Below are 18,344 nucleotides of genomic sequence, written 5' to 3' on the forward strand. Positions count from 1 at the left end.
CGTAGGCGCAGTCCGCGCAGCGAGCGAATCCGCGATGCCCCTCGGTCCTTCCGGATCCCCTCCGCCGGCCGCCTCGTACGGACCGGCCCCGACGGTGCACTGACAGGCCGTTCCCGTACTGTCGTTCCATGCCACGCCGCACCGCGACGATGCTCGCCTCCACCCTCATCCTCATCGCGCTGCTCTGCGCAGGCGTGCTGATTCGTGTGCCGTACTCGGAGATGTCCCCCGGCCCGACCGTGAACACGCTCGGGGACGCGCGTGGCGAGCCGGTGCTGCACATCAGCGGGCGCAAGACGTATCCCACGTCCGGGAACCTCAACATGACGACGGTGCGCGTCACCGGTGCGGACTACGACATGAACATCGTCGAGGCCGTCTACGGCTGGCTGGCCCATGACAGCGTGGTCGTGCCCCACGACACCCTCTACCCGGACGGGAAGACCGAGGAGGAGTCGACGCAGGAGAACGCCGAGGAGTTCAGCCAGTCCCAGGAGAGCGCGAAGGTCGCCGCCCTGGAGGAGCTGAAGATCCCCGTCACCTCCCGCGTGGTGGTCTCCACGGTCGTCAAGGACAGCGCCGCCGAGGGCGTGCTGCACGCGGGCGACGTGATCAAGGCGGTCGACGGCACGGCGGTCGAACAGCCGGAGGACGTCGCGAAGCTCGTCACGAAGCACAAGCCCGGCGAGGACGTCGTCTTCACGGTGATCCCGGCCAGGACCGCCGCCGCGGCGGAGAAGGCGGGCAAGGAGCCCGAGGGCTCCCGCGACGTCACCCTGACCACGCGGAAGGCGCCCGAGGACCCCTCGAACCCCTCGGAGGACCGGGCGATCGTGGGGATCCAGGCGGGGACGGACCACACGTTCCCGTTCGAGATCGACATCAAGCTGGCCGACGTCGGCGGCCCGAGCGCCGGACTGATGTTCTCGCTCGGCATCATCGACAAGCTGACGCCCGACAAGCTGACGGGCGGCAGGTTCATCGCCGGCACAGGCACCATCGACGACGACGGCAAGGTCGGCCCCATCGGCGGGATCAACATGAAGCTGGTCGGCGCGCGCGACGCGGGCGCCCGGTACTTCCTGACCCCGGACGACAACTGCTCCGCGGCGGCCTCCGACACCCCGGACGGCCTCACCCTGGTGAGGGTGAAGACCCTCGACGACGCGAAGAAGTCCCTGGAGAAGATCCGGGCGGGGGACGCGGCCGGCCTGCCGAGCTGCTCGAAGGGCTGAGAGCTGCCGGGTGGCCCGGAACCGGGCGGAGGCCGACAGCCTCCGAGGCCGGCCCCCGCCGGAGGCGTCAGGACTCGAAGGTGGCCGCGAGTGCCTCGGCGAGCCCCGGAACCAGTCCCGCGCCGGTCAGGACCTCGGTGGGGGAGTCCTTCTCCCGCAGGCGCACGGCGGAGTCACGTGCGCCGTCCCGCAGAACCGCCACGGTCATCCGCACCTCCTGCCGGTCGGGGTGCTCGGCGACCCACTTGGCCAGCTGGGCGTCGGACAGCCCCTCCGGTACGGACGCCTCCGCCGAGGGCGGCAGCATCAGCCGTTCGACGGTCATGGCGCAGCCGACCACGGCGTCCGGCCAGGCGATCGTGGCGAGGAATTCGTCCAGCGCGGTGCCTGCGGGCAGCTCCTCCTGCTCGACGGGGGTGAGGGTGGCGGTCGTGGAAGCGGTGTCGTCGAGACCGAGCTGGGCGGCGAGGCCGGGCTCGTGGGCCCGCAGCCGGGCGGTGTCGACGAGGGCGAACAGCCGGGCCGGCTGGTCCCAGCCGAGACCTGCGGCGTAGGCGTCGATTTCGAGGACGGCGACGGTGAGGGGGCTCGCGGCCATCGGAGGGCCTGAGGGGGAAACGTTGGGCATACCCAACATCCTGCCTCCTTCTGCCCCGGGAACGGGAACTAGGTAAAGCCTCAGTAAGTTGCATAGGTGGGCTCTACGATCGCTGGGCCTGCTTCACACGACCGCGAACTTCGAGGTGCGCACGTTGGCTTTCCAGATGCCGGACCGCGGCGGAGGCCCGACCGGGCCACGGATCAGAGTCGGCCGCCCGTCCCGGCGCGTCCGTACCCTGCTCATGACATTGGGTGTCCTGGTGGTTCTCGCCATGGCCTTCGTCATGTTCGCCGGGTTCTGGACGGACTGGCTCTGGTACAGGTCGGTCGCGTATTCGTCTGTTTTCACCACCACTCTGTGGACCAAGATCGGGCTGTTCCTCGTCTTCGGACTGCTGATGGCCGTCGCCATCGGTGTGAACATCTGGCTCGCGCACCGGCTCCGGCCGCCGCTGAGCGCGATGTCGCTGGAGCAGCAGAGCCTGGACCGCTACAGGATGAGCGTCGCCCCGTACAAGAAGTGGGTGCTGCTCGCGGTCACCGCTCTCGTCGGTCTGATCGCCGGCGCCTCCGCGTCCGGCCAGTGGCGTACCTGGCTGATGTACGTCAACGGCGTGCCCTTCGGACAGAAGGACCCCCAGTTCAAGCTGGACGTCGCCTTCTACGCCTTCGACCTGCCGTGGTACCGCTTCCTGCTCGGCTTCGGCTTCGCCGCGGTGGTGCTGTCCCTGATCGCGGCGGCGCTGACCCACTACCTCTACGGCGGGCTGCGGATCACCAGCCCCGGCGCGCGTGCCACGGGTGCCGCGACGGGTCATCTCTCCGTGCTGCTCGGCGTCTTCGTCGCGCTGAAGGCCGTGGCGTACTGGCTCGACCGGTACGGCCTGGCGGTGAAGTCCAGTGACTTCAAGGCCACGGACAACTGGACCGGTCTGCGGTACGTCGACGCCAACGCGTACCTGCCGGCGAAGACGATCCTCTTCTGCATCGCGGTCATCTGCGCCGTCCTGTTCTTCGCGACGCTCTGGCGCCGCACCTGGCAGCTGCCCGTGATCGGCTTCGGCCTGATGGTGCTCTCGGCGATCCTGATCGGCGGGCTCTACCCGGCGATCGTGCAGAAGTTCCAGGTCCAGCCCAACGAGCAGGCCAAGGAGGCGCCGTTCATCCAGAAGAACATCGATGCGACGCGCGACGCCTACGACATCGACAACGCGAAGGTCGACGACTACACGGGCACCAGCACGACCGACGACAGCACCAAGCTGAGGGCGAACGCTGACGCCGCCGCCAGCTACCGCGTGATGGACCCGAACGTCGTCTCGCCCGCCTTCCAGCAGCTCCAGCAGAAGAGGAACTACTACCAGTTCCCCAAGACGCTGGACGTCGACCGCTACAAGGGTGAGGACGGCAAGGAGCAGGACACCGTCGTCGGCCTGCGCGAGCTGAACCTCCAGGGCCTCCCCAAGAGGAACTGGATCAACGACCACTTCACGTACACCCACGGCTACGGCGCCATCGCGGCGCGGGGCACCACGACGGGCACCAACCCGGCGGGATCTCCGGACTTCACGGAGTCGGGTCTGCCCACCACGGGCGAGCTGGGCACGTACGAGCAGCGGATCTACTACGGCGAGAAGACCGAGCAGTACTCCATCGTCGGCGGGCCCCAGAAGGAGCTCGACTACGAGGAGGACGGCGAGAAGACCACCAGTTACGAGGGCGACAGCGGGATCAGTCTCTCCAGCGCCTTCAACCGGGCGGCCTACGCCGTGTCGTTCAGCGAGCCGCAGATCCTGTACTCGGGAGCCATCGGCGACGGCTCCCGGATCCTCTACAACCGCACACCCAAGGAGCGCGTCGAGGCGGTCGCACCCTGGCTGACGATCGACGGCGACGCCTACCCGGCGGTCGTCGACGGCCGGATCCAGTGGATCGTCGACGCGTACACCACGACCAACGGTTATCCGTACGCCTCGCGTACGACGCTCGGTGACACCACGGCCGACTCGCTGACCACCAACCAGCGCGCGGTCGTCGCCCAGCAGAACCAGGTCAACTACATCCGCAACTCGGTGAAGGCCACCGTCGACGCGTACGACGGCAAGGTCAAGCTCTACGAGTGGGACACCGATGACCCGGTGCTCAAGACGTGGCGCAAGGCGTTCCCCGGCACGGTGGAACCCCGGGCGGACATCCCGCAGGAGCTCATGGACCACCTGCGCTACCCGCAGGACCTGTTCAAGGTCCAGCGTGAGCTGCTGACGCGGTACCACGTCGAGAACCCCGCGCAGTTCTACAGCGGCAGTGACGCGTGGCAGGTGCCGGACGACCCCACCAACAAGGAACCCGGGTCCGTCCCGCCGTACTACCTGAGCATGAAGATGCCGGACCAGGACGCGCAGAAGTTCTCCCTGACCACGACCTTCACCCCCAAGGGGCGTCCCAACCTAGGGGCGTTCATGGCGGTGGACGCGGACGCGGCCAGCAAGGACTACGGCACGATCAGACTCCTGAGAGTCACCAGTACGGTCAAGGGACCAGGCCAGGTACAGAGTGAGCTCAACGGCAACGACGACGTCGCCGAGTTCGTGAGAAACCTGAAGGGCACCGACTCGGACATCGAGTACGGCAACCTGCTGACGGTGCCGCTCGACGGAGGATTCCTCTACATCGAACCGGTGTACACGCGCGGTGGTACGCAGAACTATCCGCTGCTGCGCAAGGTCGCCGCTTCGTACGGGTCGAAGATCGTGTTCGAGAACAGTCTCGGCGAAGCGCTGAACGCGGTGTTCGGGGTCGACGGCTCCGATACGACGACACCGCCGACCGAGCCGGACGAGCCACCGGGTGACACCACGGAGCCCCCGGCCACCGGGGACGCGGCTCTGAAGAAGGCCATCGCGGACGCCCAGAAGGCGTACACGGCCGGCGAGACGGCTCTCAAGGAGCAGGACTGGGAGGCCTACGGCAAGGCCCAGGCGGACCTCCAGAGGGCTCTCGAGCGGGCGGCGGCGGCTCAGCCCGACGGGGCAGGCGGCGCTGCGTCGAACGAAGGCGCCAAGAAGCCGGAGGGCGACGACCAGGGCAGTTGAGAAATGTTCACCCCGCGTCGTGGTACGGTTTGAACACAACGACGCGGGGTGGAGCAGCTCGGTAGCTCGCTGGGCTCATAACCCAGAGGTCGCAGGTTCAAATCCTGTCCCCGCTACTGAAAGGCGCAGGCCCGGATCCTTTGGGATCCGGGCCTTCGCCATGTCATGGGCCTTTTCTCAAGTTGTCGGAGTGAAGTGCGGTTCACGGGGCATGAGTTGGAGCCAACCGTGTTTCACTTGTCTCTCTGTGGGCATGTCGACAAAACGCTGAAGTGACTTCACTGGCCGCGGTATACCAGGTGTACGCGGGTAGCAGGTGGTGCGACGATGGTATTTATGGGGGACAGGGCAACTCTGTTGGAGACAGGGCGGTTTGTGCAGCGACGCGGCCGGACGACGGAAAACACCGCAGATGCGGTATTCGCCGCTGCCCTGGCGGGGACCGCTGACATCGCCGACGGCGTCCGCGAGGACGCTGCCTTCACCGTGGACATCACCGGCGCGGCCGATGCCGTCGAGAGCGCCGAGGCGACCGGGGACGCGGACACCACAGGGAGCGCGGACACCGCGGACGGCACGGATCACGCCGACGAGACCGAGGCCCGGCACCGGCGTGCCGCAGAGGCCGGTGACACGGCGTCGATGAGCGTCCTGGGCGCTCTCCTGCTGCGCCGTGGTGACCTGGACGGCGCCGAGGTCCACCTGCGCGCGGCTACCGCCGAGGGCGACCGGGCCGCAGCCAACAACCTGGGCGTGCTCCTGCACCAGAGGGGATATGCCGACGAGGCGGCCGGGTGGTGGCGCATCGCCGCTGTCGCCGGCTCCGCCGCCGCGGCGCACGCCCTCGGGCGTCACTTCCGGGAACGCGGGGACGAGCCCGCCGCCGAGTACTGGCTGTGCCAGTCCGCCGAGCAGGGCCACGCGCTGGGCGCGTACGCGCTGGCCGACCTGCTGGAGCACCGCGGTGACGCCGGGGCCGAGCGCTGGCTGCGCGCAGCAGCGGAACAGGGGCACAGGGAGGCCTCGTACCGCCTGGCGCGGACGATCGAGCGCAACGCCGTCGGCGACGCACGCGACGCCTTCGGCCAGGGCCGCGTCGTGGGCGACGGCCGCCGGGGGCTGGACGCCGGCGCGCCGGTGAAGCCGGACGGCCCCGTCGCGGGCCCCGCTTCGGGACGCGTCGGCGAGGCTGAGCAGTGGTACCGCCAGGCCGCGGCGCGTGGTCACCGCCGTGCCGCCCTGCACCTCGGCGCCATCCTCGAGCAGCGCGGCGAGCTGAAGGAGGCCGGTCGCTGGTACCTCACCGCCGCCAAGGACGGCGAGCCCCGTGCGGCCTGCGCCCTCGGTTTCCTGCTGCGTGACGCGGGCGACGAGGAGAGCGCGGCCGTGTGGTGGCTGCGTGCCGCCCAGGACGGCGACGGCAACGCCGCCAACGCCCTGGGCGCCCTGCACGCGGCCAGGGGCGAGCAGCAGACCGCGGAGCGCTGGTACCGCGCTGCCATGGACGCCGGGGACGTCAACGGCGCGTACAACCTCGGCCTGCTCTGTGCCGCCCAGGACCGGATCCCGCAGGCCGAGCAGTGGTACCGCCGGGCGGCCTACGCCGGGCACCGGGAGGCCGCGAACGCGCTGGCCGTGCTGCTGCTCCAGGCCGGGGACGCGACCGGGGCCGAGCCCTGGTTCTCCAAGGCGGCGGAGGCCGGCAGCGTGGACGCCGCGTTCAACCTCGGCATCCTGCACGCCGGACGGGACGAGGACCGCACGGCGCTCGGCTGGTACCAGCGGGCGGCGGCGGCCGGGCACACCGATGCCGCGCTCCAGGTGGGCATGGCCCTGCTGCGTGACGGCGACGAGCGGCAGGCGGAGCGCCATCTGCGTTGCGCCGCGGGCGGCGGCAGCGCCGAGGCCGCCTTCCGGCTGGCGGGCGTCCTCGACCTGCGCCAGCCGGCACCCGGGCCTCCCGGGCTCGGGGAGCAGATGCCGGAGAAGACCGAGTGCGAGGAGTGGTACGAGAGGGCGGCCGAGCAGGGCCACCGCCGTGCGCAGGTCAGGGCGGGGATGCTCGCGGCCGCGCGCGGCGACATGGCGAGCGCCGCGCGCTGGTACCGCGAGGCCGCCGAGTCGGGCAGCCGCAACGGTGCCTTCAACCTCGGCCTGCTGCTCGCCCGTGAGGGCAGTGAGCGCGAGGCGGCCCTGTGGTGGAGCCGTGCCGCCAACGACGGGCACGGCCGTGCCGCACTGCGTCTCGCGTTGCTCGCCGCCCGCCGGGGCGAGCTGACCGAGGGGCAGCGCTGGTGTGCCCGGGCGGTCGAGCTGGGGCCGGCGGAGGTGGCCGAGCGGGCAGCGCGCCTGCTGGAGGCGCTGCACCAGGAGCTCACCGCGTGATGCCGGGCCGGGCGGCTCACGGGGGCGCACGGGTGTCCGGCGAATGAATTTGCTCCGGCCGGTGCGGGTGCCGTAGTGTTGCACTCACAACGGCGCGGGGTGGAGCAGCTCGGTAGCTCGCTGGGCTCATAACCCAGAGGTCGCAGGTTCAAATCCTGTCCCCGCTACTGAAGACCGGGGCCCGGATCCTTCCAAGGATCCGGGCCTCGGTCGTATGCCCGTGCAAAGGCCGCCCCGGCGAAGCCCCGCCGGGCGCCGGGGGCTCAGGCCGTGGCGGAGCAGTTCGGACAGATGCCGCGGTAGGTCACCTCGACGTCCGAGACGGTGAAGCCGAAACGCTCGTCGTCAGGCAGGTCGGCCAGCGGGTTGCCGGACGGGTGTACGTCCCGGATCGCGCCGCAGCGCCCGCACACCAGGTGATGGTGGGGGCGGTGGGCGTTGGGGTCGTACCGCTTCGCCCGGCGGTCGGTGGTGACCTCGATGACCTCTCCGAGGGACACCATCTCGCCCAGCGTGTTGTACACGGTGGCCCGGGAGATCTCGGGGAGCCGGTCGACGGCCTTCGCGTGGACCTCGTCCGCCGTCAGATGCACATGGTCCCCTTCGAGAACCTCGGCCACCACGCGCCGCTGTGCCGTCATGCGCCAGCCGCGTCCACGAAGTCGTTCCAGGAGGTCACTCATGGAGCCCAGCGTAACAGTGGAAGGGCCCGAGTTCCGAGTGGGTGTGACTTTAGATGCTTGCTTGACTTGGACAAAGTCCATTGTAGGATCGTTTACGTACTGGCCAAGGACAGGCTGCGGCCGAGAAACAGGCTGCGCAGGGAACGACGCTGTGCAGGACATGACGCAGGAGGCGCGCGTGACTCAGGGACCGCTCACCACGGAGGCCGGCGCTCCGGTGGCCGACAACCAGAACAGTGAGACCGCCGGCCCGGGCGGACCGGTTCTCGTCCAGGACCAGGCGCTTCTCGAGAAGCTCGCCCACTTCAACCGCGAGCGCATCCCGGAGCGCGTGGTGCACGCCCGCGGGGCCGGCGCGTACGGCACGTTCACGCTGACCCGGGACGTCTCGCAGTGGACCCGGGCGAAGTTCCTCTCGGAGGTCGGCAAGGAGACTGAGACCTTCCTGCGCTTCTCCACCGTGGCGGGCAACCTCGGTTCCGCCGACGCGGCACGCGACCCCCGCGGCTGGGCGCTGAAGTTCTACACCGAAGAGGGCAACTACGACCTCGTCGGCAACAACACCCCGGTGTTCTTCATCAGGGACGCCATCAAGTTCCCCGACTTCATCCACACCCAGAAGCGCGACCCGTACACCGGCTCGCAGGAGGCGGACAACGTCTGGGACTTCTGGGGTCTGTCGCCCGAGTCCACGCACCAGGTGACCTGGCTCTTCGGCGACCGTGGCATTCCCGCCTCGTACCGTCACATGGACGGCTTCGGCTCGCACACCTTCCAGTGGAACAACGAGGCGGGCGAGGTCTTCTGGGTCAAGTACCACTTCAAGACCGACCAGGGGATCAAGAACCTCACCACCGAGGAGGCCGTCCGCCTCTCCGGCGTGGACCCGGACAGCCACCAGCGCGACCTGCGCGAGTCCATCGAGCGCGGTGACTTCCCGTCCTGGACGGTGCAGGTCCAGATCATGCCGGCGGCGGAGGCGGCCACGTACCGCTTCAACCCGTTCGACCTGACCAAGGTCTGGCCGCACGCCGACTACCCGCCGATCGAGATCGGCAAGCTGGAGCTCAATCGCAACCCGGAGAACGTCTTCGCCGAGGTCGAGCAGTCGATCTTCAGCCCGGCGCACTTCGTGCCCGGCATCGGTCCGTCCCCCGACAAGATGCTCCAGGGCCGTCTCTTCGCGTACGGCGACGCGCACCGCTACCGCGTCGGCATCAACGCCGACCATCTGCCGGTGAACCGCCCGCACGCCACCGAGGCACGCACCAACAGCCGTGACGGCTACCTGTACGACGGCCGGCACAAGGGCGCGAAGAACTACGAGCCCAACAGCTTCGGTGGCCCCGACCAGGCGGACCGGCCGCTCTGGCAGCCCGTCCCCGTCACGGGCGCAACCGGCAACCACGAGACGCCGCTCCACGCAGAGGACGACGACTTCGTGCAGGCCGGCAACCTCTACCGGCTGCTGTCCGAGGACGAGAAGGTCCGGCTCATCGACAACCTCGCCGGCTTCATATCCAAGGTCTCGCGCGACGACATCGCCGAGCGCGCGATCGGCAACTTCCGTCAGGCCGACGGAGACTTCGGCAAGCGGCTCGAGGCCGCGGTCCAGGCCCTGCGCGGCTGACACGGGGCGCTTGCCGTAGGTGGTGGGCCGGATTCCCGGGAGGTGCTCCCGGGGGTCCGGCCCACTGTCGTCCGCGGGCCGGGGCGTGCCGGTCAGAGTGCCATTTCGGCCCGGGGCCGCCGGGCCGGCGCCCAGCACCTGATGATGTCGCGCACCGAGACGATGCCGACGGGGCCGGCGCCGTCCAGCACGATCAGATGCCGGAAACCGCCGTGCGTCATGGCCTCGGCGGCCTCTTCGAGGGTCCAGGCGGGAGAGGCGAAGACCACGTCGGTGGTGGTGTGGGTGGACGCGGTCTCGACATCGGGATCCAGACCGGCGCCGACGGCGTCGAGGATGTCGCGCTCGGTGATGATGCCGAGACCGCAGGTGTCCGGGTCGTGGACGACAGCTGCTCCGATACGGCGGGCCGACATCAGCCGGGCCGCCTGCCGGAGCGTGTGGGCCGGGCCGATGGTGAGGACCAGGGTGCTCATGGCGTCGCGGACGAGCATGCGGGGAGCCACCTCCTTGAGTGAGCGATCCTGCGAAGCCGCCTTCGTGAGCCGATTCACAAGTTCACAAGTGGGGGGACTCTCAGAGTCGCACCCAGGAGGGGACTCAACAAGGGGGGTGCCCGCCGGGGTTTGCGGGACGTGCCTCAGCAGCCCTCGGCGGCGTTCAGTAGCGCTGGTTGAGATAGCCCAGCAGCTCGTGGTGGAGCAGGCCGTTGGACGCCGCCGCGTTACCTCCACCCGGGCCGGAGACCCCGTCCAGGCTGGTGAACTGTCCGCCCGCCTCCTGGACGATGATCGCGTTCGCCGCCATGTCCCACAGCGAGAGCTCCGGCTCCGCGCAGATGTCCACCGAACCCTCGGCGACCATCATGTACGGCCAGAAGTCCCCGTACCCGCGCGTGCGCCAGACGGCCCGCGTCAGATCCATGAAGCCGTCCAGGCGGCCCTGCTCCTCCCAGCCGGTCATGGAGGCGTAGGCGAACGAGGCGTCCGCGATCCGCTCGACCTTCGACACGTGCAGCCGGGTCGCGGACGTCAGGCTGCGGCCGGAGAAGGCGCCGGCGCCCTTCGCCGCCCACCAGCGGCGGTTCAGCGCGGGAGCCGACACCACACCGACCACGGGCTGGAAGCCGTCCTCGCCCGCCTCCATCAGGGAGATCAGCGTCGCCCAGACGGGGACACCCCGTACGTAGTTCTTCGTGCCGTCGATCGGGTCGACGACCCAGCGCCGCGGACCGGTGCCCTCGATCCCGTACTCCTCGCCGAGGATCGCGTCACGCGGGCGCGCCCGGTGCAGGTGCCCGCGGATCAGCTCCTCCGCGTGTTTGTCGGCCTCGCTCACCGGGGTCATGTCCGGCTTCGTCTCGACCTTGAGGTCCAGAGCCTTGAACCGGTCCATCGTCGCCGCGTCGGCGGCGTCCGCCAGTACGTGGGCCAGGCGCAGATCATCGTGGTAGTCGGGCATGCCGTCACAGTATCCACAGCCCCCCGTCCGGGCTACACGGCCCCGTGCGGGCGGCCGTCCCCTGCCGGCCGTGCCCGCCGTGCGCGGCCCCTTGACAGTGCCACCGGGCGCCTCGACTCTGAAGCGCAGGTCCCCGGCGTGGGAGGCGACGATGCCATCGGCGCGAGAAGCACTCCTGGACTCCGCACACTCGGCGCTCTCCACGCTTCCCTGGACGGCCGTGCGCATGGTCGACGTGGCGGCCCGGGCAGGGGTCTCCCGGCAGACCCTCTACAACGAGTTCGGCAGCAAGGACGGCCTGGCCCGCGCGCTGATCCGACGGGCGGCCGACGGCTATCTGGCCGGCGTGGAACAGGCGCTCGGCTCCGCCCGCGCCCGCGGGGAGGGGCCCGCGGAACTCGCTCGCTGGACGGTCCGGGCGGCCCGCGCGAACGTCCTGGTCAAGGCTCTCCTCACGGGCGTCTGGGGGGAGCACCTACCCAGACCGGGGGACCCGCCCGTCGGCAGGCGCACCGACACGGCACCGCCCACTGCCACCGAGCTGCTCACGCTCGTCCGGGACCGGGCCGTGGCCGCGCTGGAGGGAGGGTCTTCGCCGCGCGACCCGGCGGAGCTGGAGCTGAGCTGCGAGATCGCGCTCCGGCTCGCCGTCTCCTACGCGCTGGTGCCGGCGCCGGCGCTCAGTGCGCGGAACCGGACAGCTGCAGACCGATCACACCGATGATCACCAGCGAGATCGACACCAGTTTGAGGGCTGAGACCACGTCGTCGAGGAAGATCATCCCGTAGATCGCCGTCCCCGCCGCTCCGATACCCGTCCACACCGCGTACGCCGGGCCGACGTCGAGCTTCTTGAGGGCCAGCGTCAGCAGGCCGAAGCTGCCGAGGGCGAACGCGCAGAACGCGATCGTCGGCCAGAGCCGGGTGAATCCGTGCGAAAGCTTCAGGCACACGGCGAAGCCGGTCTCGAGCAGTCCAGCGACCACGACCAGCAACCACGCCATCGTCAGGTGCCTCCCACGTAGGTGATGCTTCGTCTCGCTTGCGCGATTATGCCCTTACCGACCGTGGGAGCCCGCAAACGTGCGCGAGTCGGGCGGCGCCGTGGCTCAGTCGCCCTCGCGCCGCTCCCGGGTCGCCAGCAGCCTCCGCAGCGAGTCGAGCCGCGCCGGGTCGGCGTGACCCTCCGCGACCCACGCGTCCAGGGCGCACTCCGGCTCGTGGCCGTCGTGGGTGCAGCCGCGCGGACAGTTCTCCGTGCCCGGCTGCAGATCGGGGAAGGCGTTGATCACCCGTGAGGGGTCGACGTGGTGCAACCCGAACGACCGTACGCCCGGGGTGTCGACCACCCAGCCGCGGCCGTCCGGCAGCGGCAGGGCGAGCGCCGACGTGGTGGTGTGCCGGCCGCGCCCCGTGACGGCGTTGACCACCCCGGTCGTCCGCCGCCGGTCCTTCGGCACCAGCGCGTTGACGAGCGTGGTCTTGCCGACCCCGGAGTGACCGACGAAGGCGGTCACCCGGTCGTTCAGCAGCTCCCGCACCTGCTCGGCGGCGTCCCCGTCCTCCAGCTCCGCGCGGCTGGTCACGACGTACGGGACACCCAGCGGGGTGTACGCCTCCAGGAGTTTGTCCGCCGAGGCCAGGTCGGACTTGGTCAGCACCAGGAGCGGGGTCAGCCCGCCGTCGTACGCCGCCACCAGGCAGCGGTCGATCATGCGCGGGCGGGGCTCCGGGTCGGCGAGCGCGGTGACGATCGCCAGCTGGTCGGCGTTGGCGACGACCACTCTCTCGAACGGGTCGTCGTCGTCCGCCGTGCGGCGGAGCACCGACGTGCGCGCACCGATCCGCACGATGCGCGCCAGGGTGTCCTTGGCGCCGGAGAGGTCACCCACCAGGGAGACCCGGTCGCCCACCACGGCGGCCTTGCGGCCCAGTTCGCGGGCCTTCATGGCCGTCACCGTACGGTCCTCGACCAGACAGGTGAGCCTGCCCCGGTCGACGGTGAGGACCATGCCGTCCTGGGCGTCCTCGTGCTTGGGGCGTGTGTGCGTGCGGGGCCGGTTGCCCTTGGGGTTGGGGCGGACGCGGATGTCGTCCTCGTCGGGGTTCTTCCCGTAGCGGCGCATGTCCTCAGACCCCGCGCCTGCCGGCCGGTGCGCCGAGCGCCCCGGACGAGACGCCGACGGCGCCGGAAGGTTCCCCGAGCATGCCGGTCCACATGTCCGGGAAGTCCGGCAGGGTCTTGGCCGTCGTGGCGACGTTCTCGATCTCCACCCCGGCGACGGCGAGGCCGATGATCGCGCCGGCGGTCGCCATGCGGTGGTCGTCGTAGGTGTGGAAGGTGCCGCCGTGCAGCGGGCGGGGATTGATCCGAAGGCCGTCGGCGGTCTCCGTGACGTCGCCGCCGAGTGCGTTGATCTCCTTGGTGAGCGCCGCCAGCCGGTCCGTCTCGTGCAGCCGCAGGTGGGCCACGCCGCTCAGGGTGGACGGGGAGTCCGCGAGGGCGGCGAGGGCCGCGATGCCCGGGGTCAGCTCACCGACCTCGCCCAGGTCCACGTCGATGCCGTGGACCGAGCCCGAGCCCGTGAAGGTCAGGCCGCGCTCGGTCAGCTCGCACGCGCCACCCATTGCGGTGAAGATCTCGCGCAGCGCGTCACCCGGCTGGGTGGTCCGCAGCGGCCAGTCGGGGATGGTGACCCGGCCTCCGGTCACCAGCGCGGCGGCCAGGAAGGGCTGGGCGTTGGAGAGGTCGGGCTCGACGGTCAGGTCGCGGCCCAGCAGGGCGGAGGGGGAGACCCGCCAGACATTCGGCTCGCCGCCCGACTCCGGCTCGTCGACCTGGGCGCCGACCGAGCGCAGCATGTCGACGGTCATCCGGATGTGGGGCATCGAGGGCAGCGCCGAGCCCGTGTGGCGCACCTCCACGCCCTGGTTGAACCGGGGTGCGGACAGCAGCAGCGCGGAGACGAACTGGGAGGACGAGGAGGCGTCGATGGACACCGGGCCGCCGTCCAGCGCGCCCGCCCCGTGCACGGTCAGCGGCAGTGTCCCCCGGCCGTCGTCGTCGATCCGGGCGCCCAGGGACTTCAGCGCGCCGATCACGCCGTGCAGGGGGCGCTCGTACGACCGCGGGTCCCCGTCGAAGTGGACGGGGCCGTCCGCGAGGCAGGCCACGGGCGGCAGGAAACGCATCACCGTTCCCGCGTTGCCGACGTCCACCCGCGCCGGGCCGTGCAGACCGGCGGGGATGACCCGCCATGCCTCGCCCGAGCCGTCCGGGCCCACGCCCTCCTCGATGCCGACGCCCATCGCGCGGAGAGCCTGCGCCATCAGGAGGGTGTCGCGGGAGCGCAGCGGGCGGCGCAGCCAGCCCGGCTCGGAGGAGAGCGAGGCGAGGACGAGGGCGCGATTGGTGACCGACTTCGATCCGGGCACGGTGACGGTCGCGTCGACCGCCCCGGTCGCTCGGGGGGCGGGCCAGAGGGCGGGGTGCACGGAACTTTCGGTCATGCCCCTCACTTTAGTGGCTCAGCGCAATCCCAGATCCTGAACAAAAGGGATGAAACCGGGGCGTAATACAAGGGTGATACAGGCGGGTTCCCGACCGCGCCGGACCAGGCGTCCTCACAGTCCGAGGAGCCAGCGTCCGCCGCCGATCAGCGAGCAGAGCGACACGGCGTGGAAGAGGAAGAGCCAGATGGCGGCCGGCGCGTGCGTCAGCCGGGCGAGCTGGTCGGCGTCGGAGTCGGGGGCGCCGCCGTACCTGCGCTTGGACTGCAGCTCGAACGCCGGGCGCACGCCGCCGAGCAGCAGGAACCAGACCACGGTGTACGCGAAGGCCGACTGGACGTCGGCCGAGGTCAGCCAGGACACCAGCAGGAAGGTCGTACCCGTGAGGATGACCGTCAGCGCCCCGTACAGATTGCGGATCATCACCAGCATCACCGCCAGCAGCGCCGTCGCCAGCCACAGAAGCAGCGTGATCCGGCCGTTGGTCAGCAGCCAGGCGCCGCCGAGGCCGAGCAGGGGTGGCGCCGTGTAGCCGGCCGACGCGGTGAGGATCATGCCGATGCCGGTGGGTTTGCCGCGGCTGACGGTGAGGCCGCTGGTGTCCGAGTGCAGCCGGATGCCGGACAGCTGGCGCCCGGTGAGCAGGGCGACCAGGCCGTGCCCTCCCTCGTGCGCGATGGTGATCGCGTTGCGTGAGAGCCGCCATATGAGGTTCGGGACCACCGCGACGAGCGCCGCCGTGGCCGTGACGACCACCAGCCACTGCTCGGGCGCGGGCTGGGTTCCGAAGACGCGATCCCACAGATCGCCGAGGTCGGTGCTGTCCATGGTGCGGGCGGCTCCTTGAGGTGCTCGAGGGAATCGGCATCCACTCGACTGGCGGGTCGTGGCAGTCTGGCACTTATGTGCGGACGGTATGCAGCGAGCCGGCGGCCGGAAGATCTGGCCGGGCTCTTCGGCGTGGAGAAATGGGAACCCACGGAGACCTTGGAGCCCGACTGGAACGTCGCGCCGACCAAGGAGGTCTACGCGGTTCTGGACCGTCCTGTTAAGGACGCGGACGATCAGCGGCCGGTTCGCCAGCTGCGCGCCCTGAAATGGGGACTCGTGCCGTCCTGGTCGAAGTCGCCGGAAGGCGGCGCCCGCATGATCAACGCCCGCGCGGAGACCGTCCACGAGAAGCCGTCCTTCCGCCGCCCCTTCGTGTCGAGGCGCTGCATCCTGCCCGCCGACGGGTACTACGAGTGGGTCACGGGCGCGGACGAGCGCCGGCTGGAGGAGAAGGGCACGAAGAAGCGGCCCCGCAAGCAGCCGTACTTCGTGACGCCCGCCGACGGCTCCGTCTTCGCCATGGCGGGCCTGTACGAGTTCTGGCGCGACCGGACGCTCCCCGACGACCACCCGGGTGCCTGGTGGGTGACCTGCTCGGTGATCACCACCGAGGCCGAGACGGCCCCGCTCGCCGTCGCCCCCGCCGAGGGACCCGCGTCGCTCTCCGACATCCATCCCCGGATGCCGCTGATGCTGACCCCGGACCGCTGGGACGACTGGCTCGACCCCTCGCACACCGGCATCGAGGAGCTGAAGGCGCTGCTGGAGCCGCCGCCCGGCGGGCTGATGCGGGCCTATCCGGTGGCCACCGCCGTCAGCAACGTCCGCAACAACGGCCCGGAACTCCTGGAGGAGCTGGCTGCGCCGGAGGAGAGCACGCTCTTCTGACCCGGCAGGATGGGTGCTGTGAGCCGTACTACAGCGACAGAGCGGAAGACCGAGAGCGTCGGCACGGACGCCGGTGAGGCCAGGATCACCTGGCTCCCCGCGAAGAGGGCACGCCTGGTGCTCGCCGTCAGCCATGGTGCCGGAGGCGGCATCGAGGCCCGCGACCTCCAGGCCCTGGCCGCCGTGCTGCCGGGCCGCCGGGTGACCGTGGCCCTGGTGGAGCAGCCCTGGCGGGTGGCCGGGAAGAAGCTGGCGCCCGCCCCCCGGACCCTGGACACCGGCTGGCGGGGCCTGTGGCCCGCCCTGAAGGCCCCGGGGCTTCCCGTCGTCTCCGGGGGACGCAGCGCGGGGGCCCGGGTCGCCTGCCGTACGGCGGCGGAGCTCGGGGTCCGCGCGGTCCTCGCCCTGAGCTTCCCGCTGCATCCTCCGGGCAAGCCGGAGAAGTCCCGCGCGGACGAGCTGCTCGGCACGGGCGTCCCCACCCTCGTGGTGCAGGGCGGCCGTGACCCCTTCGGACGGCCGGAGGAGTTCCCTCCGGGGGAGCACGGGCTCGTCGAGGTGCCGTACGCGGATCATGGCTTCGCCGTACCGAAGAAGGCACCGCTGACCCAGGATCAGGCGATGGACGACCTCGCCGGCGCGGTGGCCGAGTGGCTCGACGGGCTCTCCTGACGACGTTGCTCCCCTCACACTCCCGGCGCGCGCCCCGACCCCGGGAATGCGCCGTGCGGGGCGGCTGTTGTGGCTGGTGTCGGTACAGCAACGTCGTACGTGGAGAGGGAGTCCGTCGCATGGGTTCGACCATCTGCCCGAGCCGCTCGAACGCCGCAGAACTGGAGTGGACGGTGCTTCACGCGGCCAAGAGCACACCGGCGCGCGCCCCGGGCGGAGCCGATCGACAGCCCGCGCGGAAGCAAGGTCGACTATTCTCCGATGCGAGCGGGTCCGGTTTCGGCTCCGCCACATCGTTGGAGGAGGTGGGTCCGGTCACTGGGACCGACACAGGGACCGACGACGGCCGTGCGCAGGAGACGACTGCCGAGCGTAACGCGCGCTTCGAGCGGGACGCCCTTGGATATCTGGACCAGATGTACTCGGCCGCCCTGCGCATGACGCGCAACCCCGCGGATGCCGAGGACCTGGTGCAGGAGACGTACGCGAAGGCCTACGGCTCCTTCCATCAGTTCCGTGAGGGCACGAACCTCAAGGCGTGGATGTACCGCATTCTCACCAACACCTTCATCAACTCGTACCGCAAGAAGCAGCGCGAACCCCAGCGGAGCGCCGCTGAGGAGATCGAGGACTGGCAGCTGGCGCGTGCGGAGTCGCACATGTCGACCGGTCTGCGCTCGGCGGAGTCCCAGGCGCTCGACCACCTGCCGGACTCCGATGTGAAGTCCGCGCTGCAGTCGATCCCCGAAGAGTTCCGCATCGCCGTGTATCTCGCCGATGTAGAGGGCTTTGCCTACAAGGAGATCGCGGACATCATGGGGACACCCATCGGTACGGTGATGTCCCGGCTGCACCGGGGACGCCGTCAGCTGCGCGGCATGCTGGAGGACTACGCGCGTGAGCGCGGGCTCGTCCCGGCCGGAGCCGGTGAGTCGGACGACAGGAAAGGCTCGGCCTCATGAGCTGCGGAGAGCCGCACGAGACGGACTGCTCAGAGGTTCTCGATCATCTCTACGAGTTTCTCGACCATGAGATGCCCGAGGGCGACTGCACCAAATTCGAGGTGCACTTCGAGGAGTGCTCCCCGTGCCTGGAGAAGTACGGCCTGGAGCAGGCCGTGAAGAAGCTGGTCAAGCGCTGCTGCGGACAGGACGACGTCCCGGCCGACCTGCGCTCGAAGGTGATGGGACGGATCGACCTGATCCGTTCCGGGCACGCCGTGCCCGAGCAGGACGTGTCCGTGGGCGTCGACCGTCCGGCCACCGCCGAGTGACGGCTCTCCACCGGCGCGCCGCGCGCTGAACCCCGGTCGTGTCACCCGAATGTGCTAATCCGGCCCGTTCGGGCCCCGTTCGAG

17 protein-coding genes and 2 tRNA genes are annotated in these 18,344 nt (G+C 70.3%); 11 read left to right on the forward strand and 8 right to left on the reverse strand.

Annotated elements, in window-relative coordinates; genetic code table 11:
* The first annotated feature begins 128 nt into the window (after window positions 1-128).
* Window positions 129-1,235, forward strand: coding sequence for a PDZ domain-containing protein (locus tag ACIBCU_RS10365; protein ID WP_362933539.1), 1,107 nt, complete (start codon window positions 129-131; stop codon window positions 1,233-1,235).
* Window positions 1,236-1,302: 67 nt separating this feature from the next.
* On the opposite strand, the gene ACIBCU_RS10370 is transcribed toward ACIBCU_RS10365, so the two are convergent.
* Complete coding sequence (locus tag ACIBCU_RS10370; protein WP_362933542.1) at window positions 1,303-1,872, reverse strand: PPA1309 family protein; 570 nt, start codon at window positions 1,870-1,872, stop codon at window positions 1,303-1,305.
* 127 nt (window positions 1,873-1,999) lie between these two features.
* Here ACIBCU_RS10370 and ACIBCU_RS10375 point away from each other — a divergent pair, with 127 nt between their 5' ends.
* The 4 genes from ACIBCU_RS10375 to ACIBCU_RS10390 all read left to right on the forward strand — a co-directional run bounded on the left by ACIBCU_RS10375 (window position 2,000) and on the right by ACIBCU_RS10390 (window position 7,479).
* A complete protein-coding gene (locus tag ACIBCU_RS10375) occupies window positions 2,000-4,927 on the forward strand; it encodes a UPF0182 family protein (RefSeq protein WP_399230891.1) in 2,928 nt (975 codons plus the stop codon).
* A gap of 42 nt (window positions 4,928-4,969) precedes the next feature.
* Window positions 4,970-5,043, forward strand: a tRNA-Met gene (locus ACIBCU_RS10380).
* 211 nt (window positions 5,044-5,254) lie between these two features.
* Window positions 5,255-7,312 carry a sel1 repeat family protein gene (locus ACIBCU_RS10385; RefSeq protein WP_399230573.1) on the forward strand — a complete coding sequence of 686 codons (2,058 nt, stop codon included), beginning with the start codon at window positions 5,255-5,257 and terminating at the stop codon, window positions 7,310-7,312.
* Window positions 7,313-7,405: 93 nt separating this feature from the next.
* A tRNA-Met gene (locus ACIBCU_RS10390) sits at window positions 7,406-7,479 on the forward strand.
* A gap of 96 nt (window positions 7,480-7,575) precedes the next feature.
* Here ACIBCU_RS10390 and ACIBCU_RS10395 read toward each other — a convergent pair.
* Window positions 7,576-7,995: a Fur family transcriptional regulator gene (locus ACIBCU_RS10395; protein WP_362933548.1), complete on the reverse strand. Its 420-nt coding sequence runs from the start codon at window positions 7,993-7,995 to the stop codon at window positions 7,576-7,578.
* 160 nt (window positions 7,996-8,155) lie between these two features.
* Here ACIBCU_RS10395 and ACIBCU_RS10400 point away from each other — a divergent pair, with 160 nt between their 5' ends.
* Complete coding sequence (locus ACIBCU_RS10400; RefSeq protein WP_399230893.1) at window positions 8,156-9,625, forward strand: catalase; 1,470 nt, start codon at window positions 8,156-8,158, stop codon at window positions 9,623-9,625.
* 92 nt (window positions 9,626-9,717) lie between these two features.
* Here the strand turns inward: ACIBCU_RS10400 and ACIBCU_RS10405 are convergent, their stop codons facing one another.
* Window positions 9,718-10,119 (reverse strand): CBS domain-containing protein, encoded by a 402-nt coding sequence (locus ACIBCU_RS10405; RefSeq protein WP_362933551.1) that lies wholly within the window; start codon window positions 10,117-10,119, stop codon window positions 9,718-9,720.
* Window positions 10,120-10,285: 166 nt separating this feature from the next.
* Window positions 10,286-11,086 (reverse strand): histidinol-phosphatase, encoded by an 801-nt coding sequence (gene hisN / locus ACIBCU_RS10410; protein ID WP_362933554.1) that lies wholly within the window; start codon window positions 11,084-11,086, stop codon window positions 10,286-10,288.
* A 151-nt stretch (window positions 11,087-11,237) separates the two neighbouring features.
* Here hisN and ACIBCU_RS10415 point away from each other — a divergent pair, with 151 nt between their 5' ends.
* Complete coding sequence (locus tag ACIBCU_RS10415) at window positions 11,238-11,810, forward strand: TetR/AcrR family transcriptional regulator (protein WP_362933557.1); 573 nt, start codon at window positions 11,238-11,240, stop codon at window positions 11,808-11,810.
* On the opposite strand, the gene ACIBCU_RS10420 is transcribed toward ACIBCU_RS10415, so the two are convergent.
* The 4 genes from ACIBCU_RS10420 to ACIBCU_RS10435 form a co-directional block, all read right to left on the reverse strand.
* Complete coding sequence (locus tag ACIBCU_RS10420; RefSeq protein WP_329232667.1) at window positions 11,767-12,090, reverse strand: multidrug efflux SMR transporter; 324 nt, start codon at window positions 12,088-12,090, stop codon at window positions 11,767-11,769. The two genes, ACIBCU_RS10415 and ACIBCU_RS10420, sit on opposite strands and share 44 nt — an antisense overlap.
* Window positions 12,091-12,195: 105 nt before the next feature.
* A complete protein-coding gene (rsgA, locus tag ACIBCU_RS10425) occupies window positions 12,196-13,212 on the reverse strand; it encodes a ribosome small subunit-dependent GTPase A (protein WP_399230577.1) in 1,017 nt (338 codons plus the stop codon).
* Between the two features lie 4 nt (window positions 13,213-13,216).
* Window positions 13,217-14,596 (reverse strand): 3-phosphoshikimate 1-carboxyvinyltransferase, encoded by a 1,380-nt coding sequence (gene aroA / locus ACIBCU_RS10430; protein WP_399230579.1) that lies wholly within the window; start codon window positions 14,594-14,596, stop codon window positions 13,217-13,219.
* Between the two features lie 114 nt (window positions 14,597-14,710).
* Complete coding sequence (locus tag ACIBCU_RS10435) at window positions 14,711-15,424, reverse strand: M50 family metallopeptidase (RefSeq protein WP_362933566.1); 714 nt, start codon at window positions 15,422-15,424, stop codon at window positions 14,711-14,713.
* 75 nt (window positions 15,425-15,499) lie between these two features.
* On the opposite strand from ACIBCU_RS10435, the gene ACIBCU_RS10440 reads away from it, so the two are divergent.
* The 4 genes from ACIBCU_RS10440 to rsrA all read left to right on the forward strand — a co-directional run bounded on the left by ACIBCU_RS10440 (window position 15,500) and on the right by rsrA (window position 18,260).
* On the forward strand, window positions 15,500-16,315 hold the full coding sequence (locus tag ACIBCU_RS10440; RefSeq protein ID WP_362933569.1) for an SOS response-associated peptidase: 816 nt from the start codon (window positions 15,500-15,502) through the stop codon (window positions 16,313-16,315).
* Window positions 16,316-16,324: 9 nt separating this feature from the next.
* Complete coding sequence (locus ACIBCU_RS10445) at window positions 16,325-16,987, forward strand: alpha/beta family hydrolase (protein ID WP_399230582.1); 663 nt, start codon at window positions 16,325-16,327, stop codon at window positions 16,985-16,987.
* Between the two features lie 305 nt (window positions 16,988-17,292).
* Window positions 17,293-17,949 carry a sigma-70 family RNA polymerase sigma factor gene (locus tag ACIBCU_RS10450; RefSeq protein WP_033298180.1) on the forward strand — a complete coding sequence of 219 codons (657 nt, stop codon included), beginning with the start codon at window positions 17,293-17,295 and terminating at the stop codon, window positions 17,947-17,949.
* Window positions 17,946-18,260, forward strand: a complete 315-nt coding sequence (gene rsrA / locus ACIBCU_RS10455) for a mycothiol system anti-sigma-R factor (RefSeq protein ID WP_362933575.1) — start codon at window positions 17,946-17,948, stop codon at window positions 18,258-18,260. The genes ACIBCU_RS10450 and rsrA overlap by 4 nt, the downstream gene beginning before the upstream one ends.
* Window positions 18,261-18,344: the final 84 nt, after the last annotated feature.

This window comes from Streptomyces sp. NPDC051064, from assembly GCF_044455985.1.
Lineage (GTDB): Bacteria > Actinomycetota > Actinomycetes > Streptomycetales > Streptomycetaceae > Streptomyces.

Coding starts and splice junctions, on each gene's coding strand:
- ACIBCU_RS10365 (WP_362933539.1), top strand. CDS start 129: ATGCCACGCCGCACCGCGACGATGCTCGCCTCCACCCTCATCCTCATC.
- ACIBCU_RS10370 (WP_362933542.1), bottom strand. CDS start 1,872: ATGTTGGGTATGCCCAACGTTTCCCCCTCAGGCCCTCCGATGGCCGCG.
- ACIBCU_RS10375 (WP_399230891.1), top strand. CDS start 2,000: ATGCCGGACCGCGGCGGAGGCCCGACCGGGCCACGGATCAGAGTCGGC.
- ACIBCU_RS10385 (WP_399230573.1), top strand. CDS start 5,255: ATGGTATTTATGGGGGACAGGGCAACTCTGTTGGAGACAGGGCGGTTT.
- ACIBCU_RS10395 (WP_362933548.1), bottom strand. CDS start 7,995: ATGAGTGACCTCCTGGAACGACTTCGTGGACGCGGCTGGCGCATGACG.
- ACIBCU_RS10400 (WP_399230893.1), top strand. CDS start 8,156: ATGACGCAGGAGGCGCGCGTGACTCAGGGACCGCTCACCACGGAGGCC.
- ACIBCU_RS10405 (WP_362933551.1), bottom strand. CDS start 10,119: ATGCTCGTCCGCGACGCCATGAGCACCCTGGTCCTCACCATCGGCCCG.
- hisN (WP_362933554.1), bottom strand. CDS start 11,086: ATGCCCGACTACCACGATGATCTGCGCCTGGCCCACGTACTGGCGGAC.
- ACIBCU_RS10415 (WP_362933557.1), top strand. CDS start 11,238: ATGCCATCGGCGCGAGAAGCACTCCTGGACTCCGCACACTCGGCGCTC.
- ACIBCU_RS10420 (WP_329232667.1), bottom strand. CDS start 12,090: ATGGCGTGGTTGCTGGTCGTGGTCGCTGGACTGCTCGAGACCGGCTTC.
- rsgA (WP_399230577.1), bottom strand. CDS start 13,212: ATGCGCCGCTACGGGAAGAACCCCGACGAGGACGACATCCGCGTCCGC.
- aroA (WP_399230579.1), bottom strand. CDS start 14,596: ATGACCGAAAGTTCCGTGCACCCCGCCCTCTGGCCCGCCCCCCGAGCG.
- ACIBCU_RS10435 (WP_362933566.1), bottom strand. CDS start 15,424: ATGGACAGCACCGACCTCGGCGATCTGTGGGATCGCGTCTTCGGAACC.
- ACIBCU_RS10440 (WP_362933569.1), top strand. CDS start 15,500: ATGTGCGGACGGTATGCAGCGAGCCGGCGGCCGGAAGATCTGGCCGGG.
- ACIBCU_RS10445 (WP_399230582.1), top strand. CDS start 16,325: ATGGGTGCTGTGAGCCGTACTACAGCGACAGAGCGGAAGACCGAGAGC.
- rsrA (WP_362933575.1), top strand. CDS start 17,946: ATGAGCTGCGGAGAGCCGCACGAGACGGACTGCTCAGAGGTTCTCGAT.